15 protein-coding genes are annotated in these 18,694 nt (G+C 70.2%); 9 read left to right on the top strand and 6 right to left on the bottom strand.

Features of this window, described 5'->3' with window-relative positions; genetic code table 11:
* Nucleotides 1-2: 2 nt before the first annotated feature.
* Together HDA39_RS19660 and HDA39_RS19655 are read right to left on the bottom strand one after the other, a co-directional pair.
* On the bottom strand, nt 3-1,316 hold the full coding sequence (locus HDA39_RS19660) for an AarF/UbiB family protein (RefSeq protein ID WP_184797047.1): 1,314 nt from the start codon (nt 1,314-1,316) through the stop codon (nt 3-5).
* 132 nt (nt 1,317-1,448) lie between these two features.
* The gene (locus HDA39_RS19655; protein WP_012922897.1) at nt 1,449-1,607 is read right to left on the bottom strand and encodes a DUF5679 domain-containing protein; all 159 of its coding nucleotides are present in this window, start codon (nt 1,605-1,607) and stop codon (nt 1,449-1,451) included.
* A gap of 511 nt (nt 1,608-2,118) precedes the next feature.
* Here HDA39_RS19655 and HDA39_RS19650 point away from each other — a divergent pair.
* Entirely contained in the window at nt 2,119-2,655 is a 537-nt protein-coding gene (locus HDA39_RS19650; protein ID WP_184797046.1) for a M48 family metallopeptidase, read from the top strand.
* Between the two features lie 234 nt (nt 2,656-2,889).
* Nucleotides 2,890-5,109, top strand: coding sequence for an MMPL family transporter (locus HDA39_RS19645; protein ID WP_184797045.1), 2,220 nt, complete (start codon nt 2,890-2,892; stop codon nt 5,107-5,109).
* Between the two features lie 45 nt (nt 5,110-5,154).
* Here HDA39_RS19645 and HDA39_RS19640 read toward each other — a convergent pair whose 3' ends face one another.
* On the bottom strand, nt 5,155-5,688 hold the full coding sequence (locus tag HDA39_RS19640) for a CGNR zinc finger domain-containing protein (RefSeq protein WP_337925804.1): 534 nt from the start codon (nt 5,686-5,688) through the stop codon (nt 5,155-5,157).
* A gap of 102 nt (nt 5,689-5,790) precedes the next feature.
* Between HDA39_RS19640 and HDA39_RS19635 the strand changes: the two genes are divergently transcribed.
* On the top strand, nt 5,791-6,960 hold the full coding sequence (locus HDA39_RS19635) for an MFS transporter (protein WP_238356095.1): 1,170 nt from the start codon (nt 5,791-5,793) through the stop codon (nt 6,958-6,960).
* Here the strand turns inward: HDA39_RS19635 and HDA39_RS19630 are convergent.
* Nucleotides 6,929-9,190, bottom strand: a complete 2,262-nt coding sequence (locus HDA39_RS19630) for an FdhF/YdeP family oxidoreductase (RefSeq protein WP_184797039.1) — start codon at nt 9,188-9,190, stop codon at nt 6,929-6,931. The two genes, HDA39_RS19635 and HDA39_RS19630, sit on opposite strands and share 32 nt — an antisense overlap.
* Nucleotides 9,191-9,359: 169 nt before the next feature.
* On the opposite strand from HDA39_RS19630, the gene HDA39_RS19625 reads away from it, so the two are divergent.
* The 5 genes from HDA39_RS19625 to HDA39_RS19605 all read left to right on the top strand — a co-directional run bounded on the left by HDA39_RS19625 (nt 9,360) and on the right by HDA39_RS19605 (nt 16,000).
* Nucleotides 9,360-11,588: a rhamnogalacturonan lyase gene (locus HDA39_RS19625; RefSeq protein WP_184797037.1), complete on the top strand. Its 2,229-nt coding sequence runs from the start codon at nt 9,360-9,362 to the stop codon at nt 11,586-11,588.
* 75 nt (nt 11,589-11,663) lie between these two features.
* On the top strand, nt 11,664-12,401 hold the full coding sequence (locus tag HDA39_RS19620; protein WP_184797035.1) for an SDR family NAD(P)-dependent oxidoreductase: 738 nt from the start codon (nt 11,664-11,666) through the stop codon (nt 12,399-12,401).
* A gap of 9 nt (nt 12,402-12,410) precedes the next feature.
* On the top strand, nt 12,411-13,715 hold the full coding sequence (locus HDA39_RS19615) for an MFS transporter (RefSeq protein WP_184797033.1): 1,305 nt from the start codon (nt 12,411-12,413) through the stop codon (nt 13,713-13,715).
* 10 nt (nt 13,716-13,725) lie between these two features.
* A complete protein-coding gene (locus tag HDA39_RS19610) occupies nt 13,726-15,387 on the top strand; it encodes a helix-turn-helix domain-containing protein (RefSeq protein WP_184797032.1) in 1,662 nt (553 codons plus the stop codon).
* A gap of 10 nt (nt 15,388-15,397) precedes the next feature.
* Nucleotides 15,398-16,000 carry a DUF2064 domain-containing protein gene (locus tag HDA39_RS19605; RefSeq protein ID WP_202893058.1) on the top strand — a complete coding sequence of 201 codons (603 nt, stop codon included), beginning with the start codon at nt 15,398-15,400 and terminating at the stop codon, nt 15,998-16,000.
* A 209-nt stretch (nt 16,001-16,209) separates the two neighbouring features.
* On the opposite strand, the gene HDA39_RS19600 is transcribed toward HDA39_RS19605, so the two are convergent.
* Both HDA39_RS19600 and HDA39_RS19595 read right to left on the bottom strand, forming a co-directional pair.
* Complete coding sequence (locus HDA39_RS19600) at nt 16,210-16,737, bottom strand: NUDIX domain-containing protein (RefSeq protein WP_184797030.1); 528 nt, start codon at nt 16,735-16,737, stop codon at nt 16,210-16,212.
* A complete protein-coding gene (locus tag HDA39_RS19595) occupies nt 16,734-18,068 on the bottom strand; it encodes a zinc-dependent metalloprotease (protein WP_202893057.1) in 1,335 nt (444 codons plus the stop codon). The genes HDA39_RS19600 and HDA39_RS19595 overlap by 4 nt, the downstream gene beginning before the upstream one ends.
* 149 nt (nt 18,069-18,217) lie before the next feature.
* On the opposite strand from HDA39_RS19595, the gene HDA39_RS19590 reads away from it, so the two are divergent.
* Nucleotides 18,218-18,643 carry a molybdenum cofactor biosynthesis protein MoaE gene (locus tag HDA39_RS19590; protein WP_184797028.1) on the top strand — a complete coding sequence of 142 codons (426 nt, stop codon included), beginning with the start codon at nt 18,218-18,220 and terminating at the stop codon, nt 18,641-18,643.
* Nucleotides 18,644-18,694 lie beyond the last annotated feature (51 nt).

Raw genomic sequence — 18,694 nt, 5'->3', positions numbered from 1 at the left:
CCCTACTCGTCGGTGAAGCCCGGCAGGAACTCCTCCAGCACCGACTTGAACGGCGCTTCCGTCTCCAGCTGGGACAGCACCGCGATCCCACCGATCCAGACCCGGTGGATCAGCAGGTACGACGGCGGCATGTTCAGCCGGAGCGCCAGGGACGCGTTGGGGGAGCGGAAGTCGCCGGTCCGGTTCGCCTGCTCGCGCATCCAGGCGCGGCTGAACTGGAACGTGTCCGCCCGGGCCGGCTCCGCGAACGGCGCCAGGTAGTCCATCAGCTGCGCCGGGTCGATCTCCATCCGGGGCTTGACGAACCCCTCGGCCCGCAGACCGGCCAGGACCTCGTCGCCGTCGCCGTTCAGCGAGATCCGCAGCAGCCGCCCGATCGCCGGCGGCAGGCCGTCGGGGAGCCGCGCGCAGAGCCCGAAGTCGACCACCCCGAGGCGGCCGTCGGGTAGGACGCGGAAGTTGCCCGGGTGCGGGTCGGAGTGCAGCAGCCCGGCCAGCCGCGGCCCGCTGAACATGAACCGGACGTACTTCAGCCCGAGCTCGTCGCGCTCGGCCTTCGTCCCGTCCGTGATGTAGCCCGAGAGCGGCTTGCCCTCGATCCACTCCGAGACGATCACGGTGGGGGAGTGCTTCACCACGCGGGGGACGACGAACTCCGGGTGGTCCTTGAAGGCGTCGGCGTACTGCTGCTGGGCCTGTGCCTCGCGGTCGTAGTCGAGCTCCTCGCCGATCCGGTCCTGCAGCTCGGCGATCAGCGGCTTCATGTCGAGCCCGGGGACCAGCGTCCCGAAGGTCCTCGCGAACCGGCCGAGCTGCTTCAGGTCGGCCCGCAGCGCCTCGGCGGCGCCCGGGTACTGCAGCTTCACGGCGACCTCGCGGCCGTCCTTGAGCACCCCGCGGTGCACCTGGCCGATCGACGCGGCGGCGGCCGGCTTGTCGTCGAACTCCGAGAACCGGCTGCGCCAGCGCTTGCCCAGCTCCTCGGACAGGATCTTGTCGACCGTCGCGGCCGGCATCGGCGGAGCGGAGTCCTGGAGCTTGGTCAGCGTCGCCCGGTACGGCGCCGCGAGCTCCTCGGGCATCGCCGACTCCATCAGGCTGAGCATCTGCCCGAACTTCATCGCGCCGCCCTTGAGCTCACCCAGGACGGAGAACAACTGATCGGCGGTCCGGCGCTGGAACTCGGCCATCACCGCCTCGGCCGGCGCACCGCCGATCCGCTTGCCGAGCCCGACGGTCGCGCGCCCGGCGGCACCGAGTGGCAGGCTCGCCAGCTTCGCCGTACGGCTGAGCGCCTTGCGGGGGAGGTCGGACACGACCCCATTCTGTCGCCTCGCCCAAGCCCGCTCCCGGCGGGGTCTCCGGCGCGTCGTACCGGGTGGGTCACGACGAGGGGCGGAGGCCCGGCCGAAGCCGGACCACCGCCCCTACGACGTGGTGCTGGTGCGTCAGGCCTTGCCGAGGATCCGGTTCAGGTTCGTACCGCACTCGGGGCACTTGGCCTTGGCCATGCGCGTGCCCTTGTCGTTGACCTTGACCTCGCCGTCGGCGGTGCGCTTGGCCTTGCACTTGACGCAGTAGAACTCGCCGCTCCAGGTCTCTGCCATGAGGGCCTCTCTCCTTGCTCTGAATACCAGCCGGGCTTGTCGGCCCTGGCCGTCGTGGATGCTAACGGCAGACCGTCCTGCCGTAGGCCGTTCGGCCCAGTCGAGATTCACCCTACGGCAGGCTGAGCGTGGCTCAAGCGCACCCCAGTGCCCGCGTGCCGCGTGGAAACCCCTTTCCGAGATCCGTCCCGGCACGGAACAGGCTCCCGGGAGTCCGCCTGCGGAACCACTCGGCTTCCCCTCCGAGTGACCCCGGAGGCGGTCCGGGAGCCTGTTGGACCTGACGCTAGAAGGCTGCCGCCGCGCTGACAAGCCCACGTTGTCCACCCCTGTGGATAACTCTGTGGGCAAGCTGTGGGGCACGCCGGGCGGCACTGTGGACGAGCGGGGGAACAGGGTGTGAACAACACCCGTCCACGAACCCGCGATCACCCGTCTGACCTGCGAAAACGTCCGTGCACAGGATGTGGACGCAAGAAAGTCGCCGGTTTCGGGCGATACCGTTCGTCCTATGGCCGACTCTCCACCGCGCCCGATCCCGCCGTACGTCGACATCCGGCGCAGCAAGCGGCGCAAGCGGACCGTGAGCGCGTACCGCGACGGCGAGCGGGTGGTCGTGCTGATGCCCGACCGGCTGTCCGCGGCCGAGGAGGCGCGCTGGGTGGAGACCATGCTCCAGCGCCTCGATCGGCAGCGCAGCAGATCCCGCGTGTCGGACGAAAAATTGTTGGCCAGAGCACACGAACTCGCGTGTCGCCACCTCCCCGAGGTGCCCGAACCTGCGTCGGTCCGCTGGGTTTCGAACCAAAACAGACGGTGGGGATCCTGTACTCCGGCGGACCGGTCGATCCGTTTGTCGACCCGTCTGCAGTCGATGCCGGCCTGGGTCGTCGACTACGTGCTGGTGCACGAGCTGGTCCACCTGGTCGAGCCGTCGCACAACGCCGCCTTCTGGGAGCTGGTCCACCGCTACCCCAAGGCCGAGCGCGCCGAGGGCTATCTCGAGGGCGTCTCGGCCGCCGCGAGCCTCAGCCTCGACGAGTTCTGACCGGCCCGCGCACGCCGTAGCGCGGCATTTCCCGTACGCCGTACGAGTGACTCCGGCCCGGGGTGAGGTGTGGTTTTCCCCAGGGTCGAGGTGGGGCCTGCCCCAGGGGAAGACGGGGGTTCCCTGCATGGTGGCGAACCCCTTCCGGACGCGAGGCTGATGGGCATCGGCAGCGGGGCGGAGGGGTTCCGCTGCCAGGGTGCGCGTCGTTGCGCAGAGGGGCAGGGAAGCCAGATGACTGGCCAGTCGAACAGCCGGGCCGAGCGCCGGTCGAGAGGACCGCTGACGGTCCGGGCGGCACGATGGAGCGCCACTCACCCGTGGCGGGCGATCGCGCTCTGGGTCGCCGTCGTGGTGGCGTGCTTCGCGCTCGGCAGCATGACCGGGACGAAGGAGTCGACCAACGAGGGTGACATCGGCGAGGTGACCCGGGCCGACGACATCGTCAAGTCCGGCAACTTCGACGACCCGGACGTGGAGAGCGTGCTGATCACGCCGACCTCGGGGTCGCTGAACCAGGCCGAGGCCAACCAGGTCGCGAAGGTCGTGACGGAGCGGATGCGCGCCCTCGGTGGGGTCGCGGACGTCGCCCGGCCGATCCTCGCGCCGGACAAGAACGCGCTGATCGTCCGGGTCGAGCTGAAGGACGGCGACGACGAGAACCGGGTCCAGCCGCTGCTCGACGCGACCGCCAAGGTCCAGCAGGAACACCCGGGGCTCAGGGTCGAGCAGGTCGGCGGCGAGTCGATCGGCAAGGCGCTGAACGAGACGCTCGGTGAGGACTTCAAGCGGGCCGAGATGTTCAGCCTGCCGGTCACGCTGGCGATCCTGCTGGTCGCGTTCGGCGCGCTGATCGCCGCGACCGTGCCGCTGCTGCTGGCGCTGTCCGCGGTCGCCGCCGCGATCGGGCTCGCCGCCGCTGCCTCCCAGTTCGTCCCCGCGGTCGACGCGGTGAACAGCGTGATCCTGCTGATCGGCATGGCGGTCGGCGTCGACTACTCCCTGTTCTACCTGCGCCGCGAACGCGAGGAGCGCGCCAAGGGCCGCGGTCACGTCGACGCGGTCGAGGTCGCCGCGGCAACGTCCGGGCACGCCGTCGTGGTCTCCGGTACGGCGGTGATCATCTCGATGGCTGGGCTGTTCCTGGCCCGCGACGCGGTGTTCTCGTCCTTCGCGGTCGGCTCGATCCTGGTCGTCGCGGTGGCCGTCGCCGGTTCGCTGACCGTGCTGCCGGCGGTGCTGGCCAAGCTCGGCCGCTGGGTGGACCGTCCGCGCATCCCGCTGCTGTGGCGCCTCACGGCCCGGACGTCGGAGCCGCGGTTCTGGCCCGCCGTGCTGAAGCCGGCTCTGAAGCACCCGGTGGCCACCCTGACCGTCGCGGTCGTCGCACTGCTCGCGGTCGCGTCGCCGGCGCTCGGGATGACGCTGAAGTTCCCCGGTACCGAGGACCTTCCGCGCGACACCGCGGTGATGCAGGCGTACGACCGGCTGACCGCGGCCTTCCCCAGCACGGGGACGAGCCACGAGGTCGCCATCAAGGCCCCGGCCGACCAGCAGACCGCCGTACAGGCTGCGTTGACCGACCTGTCCAAGCGGACCGAGGGCGACTCGCTCTACGCCCAGGACGGGTTGGAGAAGCCGCGGGTGTCGGCCGACGGTCGCGTCACGGTGGTCGAGGTGGCCACGCCGTACGAGGGTGGTAGTGAGCAGGCACGGGACTCGCTGGCCAAGCTGCGCAACGAGCTGATCCCGCAGACGGTCGGCAAGGTGCCGGGCGCCGAGTACGCCGTCGGTGGGTTCGTCGCGGCGGACGTGGACTACGCGGCGCACACCCGGTCGAAGCTGCCGCTGGTGATCGGGTTCGTGCTGCTGCTGACGATGATCGTGATGATGGTGACGTTCCGGTCGGTCGTGGTCGCGGTGACCGCGATCGGGCTGAACCTGCTCAGCGCCGGCGCGGCGTACGGCGTGGTCACGGCGGTCTTCCAGAACACCTGGGCCGAAGGGCTGCTGGACTTCCGGTCGAACGGTGCCGTCGTGTCCTGGCTGCCGCTGTTCCTCTTCGTGGTGCTGTTCGGGCTGTCGATGGACTACCACGTGTTCGTGGTCAGCCGGATCCGCGAGGCGGTACTGCGCGGAGTGCCGACCAAGCAGGCCGTGGCCGAGGGCATCACCGGCTCGGCCGGCGTGGTGACCAGCGCGGCGGCGGTGATGATCGGGGTGTTCGCGGTCTTCGCGACGCTGAGCACGCTGGACATGAAGCAGCTCGGCGTCGGCCTGGCGGTCGCGATCCTGATCGACGCGACGATCATCCGGGCCGTCGTGCTGCCGAGCATCATGACCCTGCTCGGCGAGGCGAACTGGTGGGCCCCGAAGTGGCTCCGCCGGACGCCGCCCAAGCACGCGGCGACCCAGGCGCCGGAAGAGGAGCGCGAGCTGACCCCGGTCGGCTGACCGCACGCAAGGCGAGAGGCCCTGCCCCCTTCGCGGGGTAGGGCCTCAGAGCTGCCGGGCGCGGTGGGCAGCAGCCTTGACCCGGCTTTGGCACTGCGGTGAGCAGAAGCGCCGCTGGCCGTTGCGGGAGACGTCCACGAATACCCGATCGCAGTGTGGCGCCGCACAGACTCCCAGCCGCCCGGCGAGATCACTGCCCACCGCCAACGCCAACCCCGCCGCACATCCAGCTGCCCATCCGTTCACGAGGCCGTCGTCCGGCCCGTGGAAGTGCAGGCTCCACCCGCGCTCGCGGCGATCCAGCTGCGGCCGTGCGTTGGTGTCGAGCAGCAACGCGTTGATCTCGTCGGCCGCCCGATCGAGATCTCCGGTCTGTGCCGCTTCGAAGACGATCCGCATCCGCCCGGCCAGCTCCGCGAGCCGCCGCGCGTCGGCCGCCAGCACCGACGGCCGTGGGTACCCGATCGCTGCCAGCGCCTCGACGACCGCCTCCGCCTCATCGGCCGGCCCCTCGAAGGCCGCGCCACCGGACCAGCCCGGCGTCAGACGGTTCACGTACTCGACCGACGCCGCCAGCACGCTTCGCGTATGACTATCAAAAGACACTTGACCAGTCACGACCTGCCTCCGTAAGGTCTCACGTGACTAACCATACCCGTTTAGACAGTCATGGAGGCGTCGATGAGCATCACGGCACCCGTGTCCTGGCGAGGACTGTCGCCGACCGTCTGGGTCCTCGTCGGGGCCCGCGCGGTCAACAAGATCGGCGCGTTCACGCTGCCGTTCCTCGGTGTCGTGCTGACGGTCGAGTTCGGCGCCTCGCTGGCGCAGACCGGGCTGATCCTCGCCGTCTTCGGCGCCGCGACCATCCCGTCCCGTCTGCTCGGCGGCCAGCTCGCGGATCGGTTCGGCCGCCGGCGCACGATCGTGCTCGGCCTGACCGGCTGCGCCGTCGCCCAACTCTGGATCGCCCTGAGCGACGAGCTCTGGTCCGCCGTACTGGCGACTGTCCTGCTCGGCCTGGCCTTCGAGATCTACGAGCCGCCCAGTCAGGCGACCATCGCCGACGTCACCGAGCCGGCCGACCGGCCCACGGCGTACGGGCTGCTGGGTGCGGCGATGGCGGCTGCCGGTGTGCTGGCTGGTCTGCTTGCGGCCGCGGTCAGCCACTTCGACCTGCGCTGGCTGTTCGTCGCCGACGCGATCACCTGCTTGGCCTGCGCTGTACTGGTCGCACTGGCCCTGCCGGCAGACGCACGGCAAGCCCCTCGCCCCCAAGTCTCAGAAACCGTGTGGCGAGATCGAAGACTGCTCCTGCTGCTGGGTAGTGGCACGGTGTTCGCCACCATCTACATGCAGCTGGTCATCGGCATCCCGCTCACCCTGCTCGACCAGGGCCTGCCCGAGTCGGGCACCGGCTTCATCCTGGCCGTCTCCGCGGTCACGCTGATCCTCGCCCAGCGTCTGCTCCGCGTGCAGCGCCTGGACGACTTCCGCTCGATCGCCATCGGCTACGGCCTGCTGGCCGCAGGCCTGGTCGTCACAGCCTTCGCGCACAGCCTCACGGTCTTCCTGCTCGCCACAGTCCTCTGGAGCCTGGGCGACCTGTTCCTGCTCACCCGCTACCTCACCCAGGCCTCAGGCCTGGCTCCCGACCATGCAAGAGGTCGGTACCTGGCCGTCTTCGGCCTCAGCTGGGGCATCGCGACAACCATCGCCCCGCTGACCGCGACCCAGCTCCTGAAGGCAGCAGGCCCCGAAGGCCTCTGGCTCGCCAGCGCCGCAACTGCCGTAGTACTGGCGAGCCTCCAGCCGTGGTTCAGGAAACGGCTGGCTCCAGCCGGACCGTGAGGCCCTTGGCCACCGGGGTGTTGCTGCCCTTGGCGACGTCGTCGGCCGACATCAGCACGTTGGTCTCCGGGTAGTACGCCGCGACGCAACCCCGAGCGGTCGGGTACGAGACGAGCCGGAAGCCCGCCGCCCGCCGCTCCACCCCGGCGAACTCGCTCACGATGTCGACGTACTGACCGTCCTCGAGCCCGAGGTCGGCCAGGTCGGACGGGTTCACGAACACCACCTCGCGCGTCCCGTGCACCCCGCGGTAGCGGTCCTCGAGCCCGTAGATCGTGGTGTTGAACTGGTCGTGGCTGCGCATCGTCTGCAGCAGCAGGCGTCCCGGCTCGGTCGGCAGCCAGGTCAGGTCGTTCGCGCTGAACTGGGCCTTCGCGTCGGAGGTGCGGAACTCGCGCTTGTCCCGGGCGGCGTGCGCGAGCAGGAAGCCCCCCTCGTTCGCCCGCAGCCGGGCCTCGAAGTTCTCGTAGCCGTCGCAGACCCGGCCGATCCGCTGCCGGACCAGGCTGTAGTCCTTGGCGAAGTCGGCCCACGGGATCTCCCCGACGTCCGGCACCAGCAGCTCGCCGAGCGCGCAGACGATGCCGACCTCGGACAGCAGGTCGGGGCTCGGCGGGTGCAGGTTCCCGGTCGACAGGTGCACGGCGCCCTGGGAGTCCTCGACCGTCACCGACTGCGGCCCGAGCACGGTCCGGTCGTGGTCGGTCCGGCCGAGCGTCGGCAGGATCAGCGCCTCCTTGCCGGGCACCATGTGGGACTTGTTCAGCTTCGTGGACACGTGCACGGTCAGGTCGCACGCCCGCAGCCCCTGGTGCACGACGTCGGTGTCCGGCGTGGCCATCGCGAAGTTGCCGCCCATCGCGAAGAACACCCGTACGTCGTTCGCCCGCAGCCGCTGCACGGTCTGCGCCGCGTCGATGCCGTGCTCACGCGGCGACGTGAACGCGAACTCGGCGTCCAGCTTGTCGTGGAACCTGGCCGGCATCTGCTCCCAGATGCCCATGCTGCGGTCGCCCTGCACGTTGGAGTGCCCGCGGACCGGGCACGGCCCGGCGCCGGGCTTGCCGATGTTGCCCTGCAGGAGCAGCACGTTGACGATCTCGGTGATCGTCGCGACCGCCTCGCGGTGCTGGGTCAGGCCCATCGCCCAGCAGATCACCGTCGCCTTCGACGTGAGGAAGCGCTGGGTGAACTCCTCGATCTCGGCCCGGTTCAGGCCGGTCGCCTGCTCGACGGCCGGCCAGTCCAGGTCCGCGTTGTGCTTGGAGTACAGCTCGTACCCGCTGGTGTGCGACTCGATGAACGCCTTGTCCAGAACGGTCCCCGGCGCGGCCGCCTCGGCCTCGAGCAGCAGATGGCCGACGGCGAGGAACAGCGCCTGGTCGCCACCGATCCGGATCTGCAGGTGCTGGTCGGTCAGCGCGGTGCCCTTGCCGACCCAGCCGGACGGGCGCTGCGGGTTCTTGAAGTTCATCAGGCCGGGCTCAGGCAGCGGGTTCACTGAGACGATGTCGGCGCCGCGCTTCTTGGCGATCTCCAGGTGGCTGAGCATCCGGGGCGCGTTGGTGCCCGGGTTCTGGCCGACCACGACGATCAGCTCGGCCTCCTCGAGCATCTCCAGTGTGACCGCGCCCTTGCCGCTGCCGATCACGCGGGTGAGCGCCGTACCGGAGGATTCGTGGCACATGTTCGAGCAGTCGGGCAGGTTGTTCGTGCCGTACGCGCGCACGAGCAGCTGGTAGAGGAACGCGGCCTCGTTACTGGTCCGGCCCGACGTGTAGAAGACGGCGTCGTCCGGGTCGTCCAGCGCGCGCAGGTGCCGCGCGACGACGTGCAGCGCCTCGTCCCAGCCGACCGGCTCGTAGTGGTCGGCGCCGGCCCGCAGCAGCATCGGCTCGGTGATCCGGCCGAGCTTGCCCAGCTCGAACTCGGAGATCCGGTTCAGCTCGTCGATCGAGTGCTCGGCGAAGAAGGCCCGTGGCACCTTCTTGCGGGTCGCCTCCCAGGCCACCGCCTTGGCGCCGTTCTCGCAGAACTCGGCGGCGTGCTTGCGCTTGTGGTCGGGATCGGGCCAGGCGCAGGACGGGCAGTCGAAGCCGCCGTCCTGGTTCATCTTCAAGAACACCTTGCCGGTCCGCGCCGGGCCCATCTCGCGGAACCCGAACTTGAACGACGAGAGCACGGCCGGTACGCCGGCCGCTTTCTTCTTCGGCTGTTCGATGTCGACCATGGTTCAACTGTAAATCTTCCTATCAGCACAGGCCTTGTTGATAGGCGTCGCTGTGGTTGCGGTCAGGTGACGGCCGATAGCGGACAGAAGTCTCGACAGCGCGGCGACCCGCGCCCTAGCGTGCTGAGGAAAGCGTTTGCCGCCGCCACTCCGCCCGAGGGATCCGCTCATGCTTTCCAAACTCACCGTCCTGCTGACCTCACTCGCGCTGCTGCTGCCGCCGACTCAGGCCAGTGCCGCATCTCACTCCGGATCTGACCTGGAGCACCTCGACCGCGGTCTGGTCGCGACCAGTACCAGCGAGGGCGTCTTCCTCAGCTGGCGCCTGCTCGGCCCCGAGGCGACCGGCCACTCCGGCCACGGCCTGACCGGTACGGACTTCGCCGTCTACCGGGACGGCCGCCGGATCGCCAAGGTCACCGACAGCACCAACTACGTCGACCCGGCCGGTACGCCGACCTCCCGCTACCGCGTCGTCTCGCTGGTCAACGGCCGGGAGCGGGACCGCAGTGCCACCGTCACCCCGTGGGCCAACGGCTACACCGAGCTGCCGCTGCGCAAGCCCGCCGACGGTGTCACTCCGGTCGGTGAGACCTACACCTACTCAGCGGGCGACATGAGCGTCGGCGACGTGGACGGCGACGGCCAGTACGAGTACGTCGTGGTCTGGAACCCGTCGAACGCCAAGGACGTGTCGCAGGTCGGCTACACCGGCAACGTGTACGTCGACACGTACGAGACCGACGGCACCCTGCTCCACCGGCTCGACCTGGGCGTGAACATCCGGGCCGGAGCGCACTACACCCAGGTGCTGGTCTACGACTTCGACGGCGACGGCCGGTCGGAGACGATGCTCAAGACCGCGCCCGGTACCAAGCTGACGACATACGACCGCTCCGGCCGGGTCAAGTCCCAGCGGTACATCACCATGCCCGCTGCTGATCGCCGGGCCGGCTACAGCAACCAGGACGACTACCGGGTCAGCAAGGCCGACTACTACGACCACCTGGTCGACTTGTTCCTCCAGTGGAAGCAGCAGCCGGAGGTGAAGAGCGGCCAGTGGCCCGCGACGCTGGAGGCGGCCTTCGGCATCCCCAACCGGTACAGCTATCCGCTGAACACCACTGATGCCCAGGCGCTGGTCGACCACTTCATGGACGTCTACGCGCCGGCCCGGAGCGCCCGTAACCAGCTGCGGTCCTTCGAGGGCTTCATCCTCAGCGGACCCGAGTACCTGAGCGTCTTCCGCGGCTCCGACGGCAAGGAGCTCCAGACCATCCGCTACGAGCCCGGACGGACCGACGACGGACTCCGCTGGGGCGACTACGCGATGGCCCGCATCGAGCCCGGCAATCGGGTCGACCGCTTCCTGGCCGGCGTGGCCTACCTGGACGGCAAGCACCCGTCAGCTGTGTTCGCCCGCGGCTACTACACCCGTACGACGCTCGCGACGTACGGCTGGAACGGCCACCGGATCACCAAGGGCTGGGCGATCGACAGCGGCTGGACCCCGATGACCAACCCCTTCAACGACAGTCCGCACGGCCGCGACGGCACCGACCCGACGTACGGGTCGATCACCACGCAGGGGTTCCACTCGCTCAGTGCGGCGGACGTGGACGACGACGGGCGGCAGGAGATCGTCTACGGCTCCGCCACCATCGACGACGACGGCAGCGTGCTCTACAGCTCGAAGGACGTGCTCCCGCCGGGTAGTGCGGCTCCTGGTGAGCTGGCCCGGCTCGGGCACGGCGACGCGATGCACGTGACCGACATCGACCCGCAGCGACCGGGTAAGGAGATCTTCACCGTCCACGAGGGCGCCACCTCCGCGCCGTACGGGTACGCCCTGCGGGACGCCTGGACCGGTGAGGTGATCTACGGCGAGTACTCCGGACGCGACACCGGCCGCGGCATGGTCGGCGACATCCTCCCGGACCAGCCGGGGCTGGAGACCTGGGCGATGCGACTCCGGACGGCCGACGGCGATGCGCTCGGCACGGCGATGCCCGGCACCAACCAGAGCATCCGTTGGGCCGCTGACATGACTACGCAGATCGTGAACGGCACCACGCCGACCATCGAGGACTGGCGGCGCGGGACCCTGCTCAGCGCGGAGGGGACGCTGACCAACAACGGCACCAAGGGCAACCCGTCGCTGGTCGCCGACATCTTCGGCGACTGGCGGGAGGAACTGCTGGTCCGTACGGCGGACAGCAGCGCCATCCGGATCTACCTGAGCACCGAGCGCACGGACCGGAAGCTGTACACGCTGATGCACGACCTGCAGTACCGGGTCGAGGTGGCGCGGCAACAGACGACGTACAACCAGCCGTCGTACACGGGCTTCTACCTCGGCTCCGACCTCGACTGGTCGAAGGTGCCGCTCATCCGCTGACAGCACATGGCTGGCGGCGCAGCTGTGTGCCGCCAGCCCATAGCTGCAAGGCATTCAGCTTCCTACAGTCTCCGCATGACCACACCACGTCGTGCCCTAGTCACCGGCGCCGCGTCCGGGATCGGCGCGGCCTGCGCCCACCGGCTCGCCGCTGAGGGCCTGCGCGTCGTGGCGGTCGACTACGACGCCGACGGGCTGCAGGCGGTGGCCGGTGACGGCATCGACGCCGTACAGGCCGACCTGTCCGACCTGGACCGGCTGCCGGACCTGCCGACCGACGTCGACGTGCTGGTGAACAACGCGGGTGTCCAGCTGGTCGCTCCGGTCGAGCAGTTCCCGCCGGAGCGGTTCGGCTACATCCTGCGGCTCATGCTCGAGTCACCGTTCCGCCTGATCCGGCAGAGCCTGCCGCACATGTACGGCGCCGGCTGGGGCCGCGTGGTCAACATCAGCTCGGTGCACGGCCTGCGGGCCAGCCCGTTCAAGGCGGCGTACGTCGCGGCCAAGCACGGGCTCGAGGGCCTCAGCAAGGTCGTCGCGCTGGAGGGCGCCGCGCACGGCGTCACCAGCAACTGCGTGAACCCGGCGTACGTGAGGACGCCGCTGGTCACTGCCCAGCTCGCCGACCAGGCCGTCGTCCACGGCCTGACCGAGGCGGAGGTGCTGGACAAGATCCTGCTCGAACCGGTCGCCGTGAAGCGGCTGATCGAGCCGGCCGAGGTCGCCGAGGTGGTCGCGCTGCTCTGCGGCCCGTCGTCGGCCTCACTCACGGGGAGCTCGTTCGTCCTCGACGGCGGCTGGACCGCCCACTAAGGAGCCCGCATGTCCACGTCCACAGAACCGGTCCGCGAGCGGACCCCGATCGCCCGCGTGGTCGGCGCCAGCCTGGTCGGCACCACCGTCGAGTGGTACGACTTCTTCCTGTACGGCGTCGCCGCGTCCGTCGTCTTCGGCGACCTGTTCTTCCCCAAGGGCGAGCAGCTCACCGGCACCCTGCTCAGCTTCGCCACCTTCGCGGTCGGGTTCTTCGCCCGGCCGATCGGCGGGGTCGTGTTCGGCCACTTCGGCGACCGGATCGGCCGGAAGAACCTGCTGGTGCTGTCGCTGCTGATGATGGGTCTGGCCACCTTCGCGATCGGGCTGCTGCCGACGTACGCGCAGGTCGGTGCGCTGGCCCCGATCCTGCTGACCGTGCTGCGGCTGATCCAGGGCTTCGCGCTCGGCGGCGAGTGGGGTGGCGCGGTGCTGATCGTGTCCGAGCACGGCGACCCGGCCCGGCGTGGTTTCTGGGCGTCGTGGCCGCAGGCCGGCGCGCCTGCCGGGCAGCTGATCGCGAACGGCGTCCTGGCGGGGCTCGCGGCCTTCCAGAGTGACGCGGCGTTCAACTCATGGGGCTGGCGGATCCCGTTCCTGCTGTCCGCGGTGCTGGTTCTGGTGGGTCTGTGGGTGCGGCTGCGAATCGAGGAGTCGCCGCTGTTCAAGCAGGCGCGGGCCAACCAGGAGCCGAGCGAGAAGATCCCGTTCGTCGAGGTGATCACCAAGTACCCGCGCGAGATCCTGACCGCGATGGGCGCCCGGATGGCCGAGAACGTCAGCTACTACATCTTCACGATCGTGATCGCGACGTACGCCAAGGACCACCTCGGGCTGGGCAAGTCGTTCGCGCTGAACGCCGTCCTGATCGCGGCGGCGATCCACTTCTGCGCGATCCCGCTGTGGGGCGCGCTGTCGGACCGGATCGGCCGCAAACCGGTGTACCTGTTCGGCGCGGCCGGGGTCGGGATCTGGGCGTTCGTCTTCATCGCCTTCGTGGACACGAAGAACTTCGCGCTGGCGACCTTGGCGGTGACCGTCGGGCTGGTGCTGCACGGCGCGATGTACGGGCCGCAGGCGTCGTTCTTCACCGAGCTGTTCGGGACGAGAGTCCGGTACTCCGGGGTCTCGGTCGGCTACCAGTTGGCCTCGATCGTCGCGGGCGGCCTGGCGCCGTTCATCGCGGTCGCGCTGCTGAAGGCGTACGACACGGGCTACGCGATCTCGATCTACGTGGCAGTGTGTTCGGTGATCTCGCTGGTCGCCGTGATGAGCTACGGCGAGACCAGCAAACGAGACCTCGCACAGGTGTAGGAGGAGGGCCATGGACGCCGGCCGGAAGCGTGAAGCCGAGCTCACCGCTCTGGTGGACATCGCTCTCGAGCTGGCGTCGGCCCGTGCCCCGGGACGGGTCCTGCACACCATCGTGCACCGCGCCCGCACCCTGATCGGCACCGACGTCGCCTACCTGACCCTGTACGACGACGCGCGCGGCGACACCTACATGCGCGCCACCGACGGGTCGATCTCGGCGACCTTCCAGCAGGTACGCCTCCCGCTGGGCGCCGGACTCGGCGGACTGGTCGCCGAGACCCACAAGCCCTACTGGACCGCCGACTACCCGAGCGACCACCGCTTCCGGCACACGGGACCGATCGACTCGGCCGTCGGGGAGGAGGGCCTGGTGGCCATCCTCGGTACGCCGCTGATCGTGGACGGCGCGTTCGTCGGCGTGCTGTTCGCCTCCAACCGCACCGCCCGGCCCTTCAGCCGTGACGAGGTGGCCCTGCTCGGCTCGCTGGCGGCACTGGCCGCGGTGACCATCGTGCAGGTCCGGGCCGCCGCTGAGACAGCTGCAGCGCTGGAGCAGTTGTCGGAGGCTCACGCCGGAGTGGAGCACGCCGCGGCTGCGCACGACCGGTTCGCAGACATCGTGCTGTCCGGAGGGGACGTCGACGCGATCGCTGCCGCGCTGGCCGAGCTGCTGGACGTGTGGGTCGTGCTGTTCGATGCGCTGGGCAACGAGCTTGCCGCGGCCGGTCAGGTCGACAGGGCCCTTGCTGCCAAGGCTGTTGCGGCGTCTGACTCGGGCCGCTTGGTCCGGAGCGGTTCGGGCTGGATGGTGGCGGTCACGGCTCAGGGGGAGCGGCTGGGTGCGCTGGTGATCGGGGGAGTGGCCTCGCTGCCCGCCGCGGACCAGCGGATCGTGGAGCGGGCTGCTGTCGTCACGGCTCTCGTCCTGCTGTTCCGCCGGCAGGCGGCCGAGCAGTCGCAGCGGGCGCAGGCCGACCTGCTGGCTGATGCTGTCAGCGGCACCGCCGACCCGCGTGCGCTGGCTGACCGGCTCCGGCTGCTCGACCCGACCCGGCGTCTGCCGACGCAGCTGGTCGTGGCGGTCTGCCGTGGCGACCACACCGGCGTACTGGCTCGTCTGCCTGCTTCACTGCGCCTCGTACTAGCAGGCCCGTACGCCGGTGACCTCGTGCTACTGCTCGCCGAGCCCGACACGGTCGCGACAGCGCGAGCCCTGAACGACGTCGCCCGTCGCTGCGGGCTGACGATTGCCATCACCGGTCCGGCGCGCTGGGGCCAGCCGCTCGTCGACACCTACCAGCAGGCGACCCGGCTGGCTTCGACCATGCTCCGCCTCGGCAAGTCCGGCCAGGCAGCCACACCGGACGACCTGGGCGTCGCCGGGCTGGTCGGAGCAGCCACCGTCGACGTCAAGGCGCACGTCGCCCACGTCCTCGGACCGGTGACCGCCTACGACTCCCAGCGAGGCACCGACCTGGTCGGCACGCTCGAGGCCTACTTCGCCGCCGGGCAGAGCCCGACCCGAGCCGCCACGGCCCTGCACATCCACCCCAACACGGTCCAGCAGCGCCTGGATCGGATCACCGCTCTGCTTGGCGACGGCTGGCAGGAGCCGGAGCGCGCCCTCGACGTACAGGTGGCACTGCGCCTGCTGCGGACACTGCACGGCTAGGCTCAGCCCGGTGATCGACCGACGGGTAGTAGTGCTGGTGGTGCCGGCGGTCGGCACGTGGGCCCCGCCCGGCCGCGAGCCGGAGGCCTGGCGGCTGGCGCTGGCCGAGGACACCTACGAGGTGCTGGCCGCGCTCGATCTGGTCGAGGTGGCTGTTGCTGTCGTCGGGGGAGACGCTGCTGGGCTCGCAGCGATCGCAGCCCTCACCTGGCCCGGTACTCCGGTGTACGCCGCGGACTCGGTGCTGGACGCCGTCGACAAGGCCGGCGCGACCGCGGCGACCGTGGCCGTCAGCCACGACGTACCGGATCTGCCCGGACTCCTGATCGGCAAGCTCTTCCGAGCCCTCTCGTCAGCGGACATCGCGGTGACGCCGGCGGAGGACGGCTCCCTCTGCGCGATCGGCGTACGGCGGCCGGTCGCTCCCTGGGTCGCCGCGGCCGACCCGGCCTTCGACACCCCGCTGGGCACGCTCGAACACCTCAAGCCCCGCCGCCACGCGGTAGCCCTCGGCCCCGGCTGGCACCGCCTCCGCTCCGGCGCGGATCTGGCCCGCCTCGATCCCGGCCTCGAAGGCTGGGACGCCACCCGCGCGCTTCTCCGCGGAAAGTAACTACCTGATCCGTCACCTTCACGGGTCTGGCTCGTTTCACCTGTCAGCGGGGACCTGGGGGTGTCCACCAGGGCTGTTCGCCGCAACCGGGACAAACCCGTCGGTGCCGTTCAGGGGCGGTGATACCGGCGGGTCCGGGCGTTGGGGGGAGCGACGAACGCCGGACAGACGTGCGCGGGCCGGATCACAGGGACCGGCCCGCGCACCCCTCAGAGGCGTCCGACCAACTCGGCGACGGTGTGGTCGAGATCAACCGGCAATGCGTCGACGCCGAACCACGCCAGGTCGTGCGACTCCTCGCTGACCACGTAGTCGGTCCCGGCCGTAGCGGTCACCAGGAACTGCACATCCAAGTGGTGCGCGCCGCTGCACCCACCGGCCTCGATCAGATGCCGCGACAACTGCAGCGGCTCAGCGCTGACCTTCAGGTCGGACAGCCCGGACTCCTCGGTCGCCTCGCGCAGCGCGGCCCCGGCCAGCGTGGTGTCACCAGACTCGCAGTGCCCACCCAGCTGCAGCCACCGGCCGACCAGCCGGTGCAGGGTGAGCAGCACCCGGCCCTGCCCGGCGTCGACGACCAGCGCCGACGCCGTGAGGTGCTCCGGCCGGCTACTGCGCCACATGCCGTCCGCGTGCTCGGCCAGGTAGCGCAAGTAGTGCTCCCGGAGCGCGGCCTGTGCCGCGTCCGGGGGAGTCCAGCGAGTCAGTACGGCGGTGGCGTCGTCGTGCAGCGTCACTTGTCCTTGTCGCCGTCGCTGCCCGGGGCCGAGTCGCCGCCCTCGTCCTTCGGTGCCTGGTCGTCCTTGTCGGCCTGGTCCAGGAAGTCCGAGATGTCCGAGTCGGACAGCTCTGAGCCGGCCGTCTGCTGGGCGAAACCGATCGGGTCGTCCAGGTCGCTCGTTGTCGGCAGCAGGTCCGGGTGCGACCACAGCTCGTCGCGGCCTTCCGAGCCCCGGGCATCCCGTACGGCGGCCCACAGGTTCGCAGCGTCCCGCAGCCGGCGCGGCCGCAGCTGCAGACCGACCAGCGTGGCGAACGTCTGCTCGGCCGGGCCGCCCGCCGCGCGGCGCCGCCGTACGGTCTCTGCCAGCTGCACCGCCGCCGGCATCCGGTCCTTGGTGGCTTCCCGGACGACGTCGTCGACCCAGCCCTCGACCAGCGCGAGCGCCGTCTCCAGCCGGACCAGCGCCGCCTTCTGCTGCTCGGAGTCCTCGGGCTCGAACAGCCCGCCGGCCAGCGCGGACTGCAGGGCCTCCGGGTTCTGCATGTCGACCTCGGACATCGCGGACTCGATCTTGCCGGTGTCCACCTGGATGCCGGCCGCGTAGTCGGCGACGTGCGAGAACAGGTGCTGCCGCAGCCACGGCGCACCGGCGAACAGCCGCTGGTGCGCGCACTCGCGCAGCGCCAGGTAGAGCCGGACGTCCTCGTCGGTCACGCCGAGGCCCTCGGAGAACTTGGCCACGTTGTCCGGCAGCAGGATCGCCTGCCCGGCCGGTCCCAGCGGCAGCCCGATGTCGGACGAGCTGACGACCTCGCCGGCCAGCTCGCCCAGTGCCTGGCCGACCTGTGCGCCGAAGACGGTGCCGCCGAGCTGGCGGAGCATGCCCGCCATCGGCCCGGCCAGCTGCTGGGCCTCGGCCGGCAGCGCCGTACCCATCGCGCCGGCGACGTGCTCGGCCACCGGGTCGACCACGGTCTGCCAGGTGGGCAGTGTGTTCTCCACCCACTCCGCCCGGCTCCAGGCCGCGGAGGTGGTCGAGGCCTCGGGCAACGTCGTCGCCTGGTCGAGCCAGTGCTCGGCCAGCCGGACGGCGTCGGCGACGCGGTCGTTGTCGTTCGCCGTGACGGACCGGTCGCCGTTCGCGGCGACGGTCTTGCGGGCGATGTCCTTGGCCAGGTCCCAGTTCACCGGCTTGCCGTCGGTCTGGCCGCTCAGCAGTTGCTGCACCTGCGCGAAGATCGCGTTCAGGTCAGGGGTGCCGCCCGGGCCGGCCGCACCGGAGAACTGCTGGAACATGGCCTCGAACGGAGTTCCCTTGAACGGGTTGTCCGGTTCGTCGCTCATCTCGGTGGCCTTCCTGTGCAGGTGGGGCGTACAACTCCAACGTACCGGTGGCGGGCTACCGTTCCTCCAGGGGCGAACGGTTTGCCGGTACGCCGTCCGCGAACCCGCTGGGATACCGTGTGCAATCACGGTCGGAAACGAGGAAAGTCATGAGCGACGCGATCAGGCTGCTGGACATCCGCGACACGGTGCTGTCGAGCGACGAAGTCCTGGCCGCCGTCGCGGACCCGTCCGCCGGCGGCACGGCGCTGTTCGTCGGCACGGTGCGCAACCACGACGACGCGCGCCCGGTCGATCAGCTGACCTACGAGGCGCATCCCGAGGCGCTCGAGCACCTGCGCAAGGTGGCCGAGCGGATCTGCGCGGACCCCGGCGTGACCGCTCTCGCGGCGGTGCACCGGACCGGTCCGCTGGTGATCGGCGACGCCGCCGTGATCGTCGCCGTGGCCGCCGCGCACCGCGACCTGGCCTTCGCCGCCTGCCGCCGGTTGATCGACGATCTCAAGGCGGAGGTCCCGATTTGGAAACACCAGCACTTCACCGATGGTGCGAGCGAGTGGGTCGGTGCCTGCTGACCCGTACGCTGGGCCCATGACAGCAATTGGGACGGTGACTGCGAAGGTGAC

Origin of the sequence: Kribbella italica (assembly GCF_014205135.1) — a bacterium.
GTDB classification, from domain to species: domain Bacteria; phylum Actinomycetota; class Actinomycetes; order Propionibacteriales; family Kribbellaceae; genus Kribbella; species Kribbella italica.
Note: the sequence above shows the minus strand (reverse complement) of the source record. Positions and strands in the feature narration are given on the sequence as shown.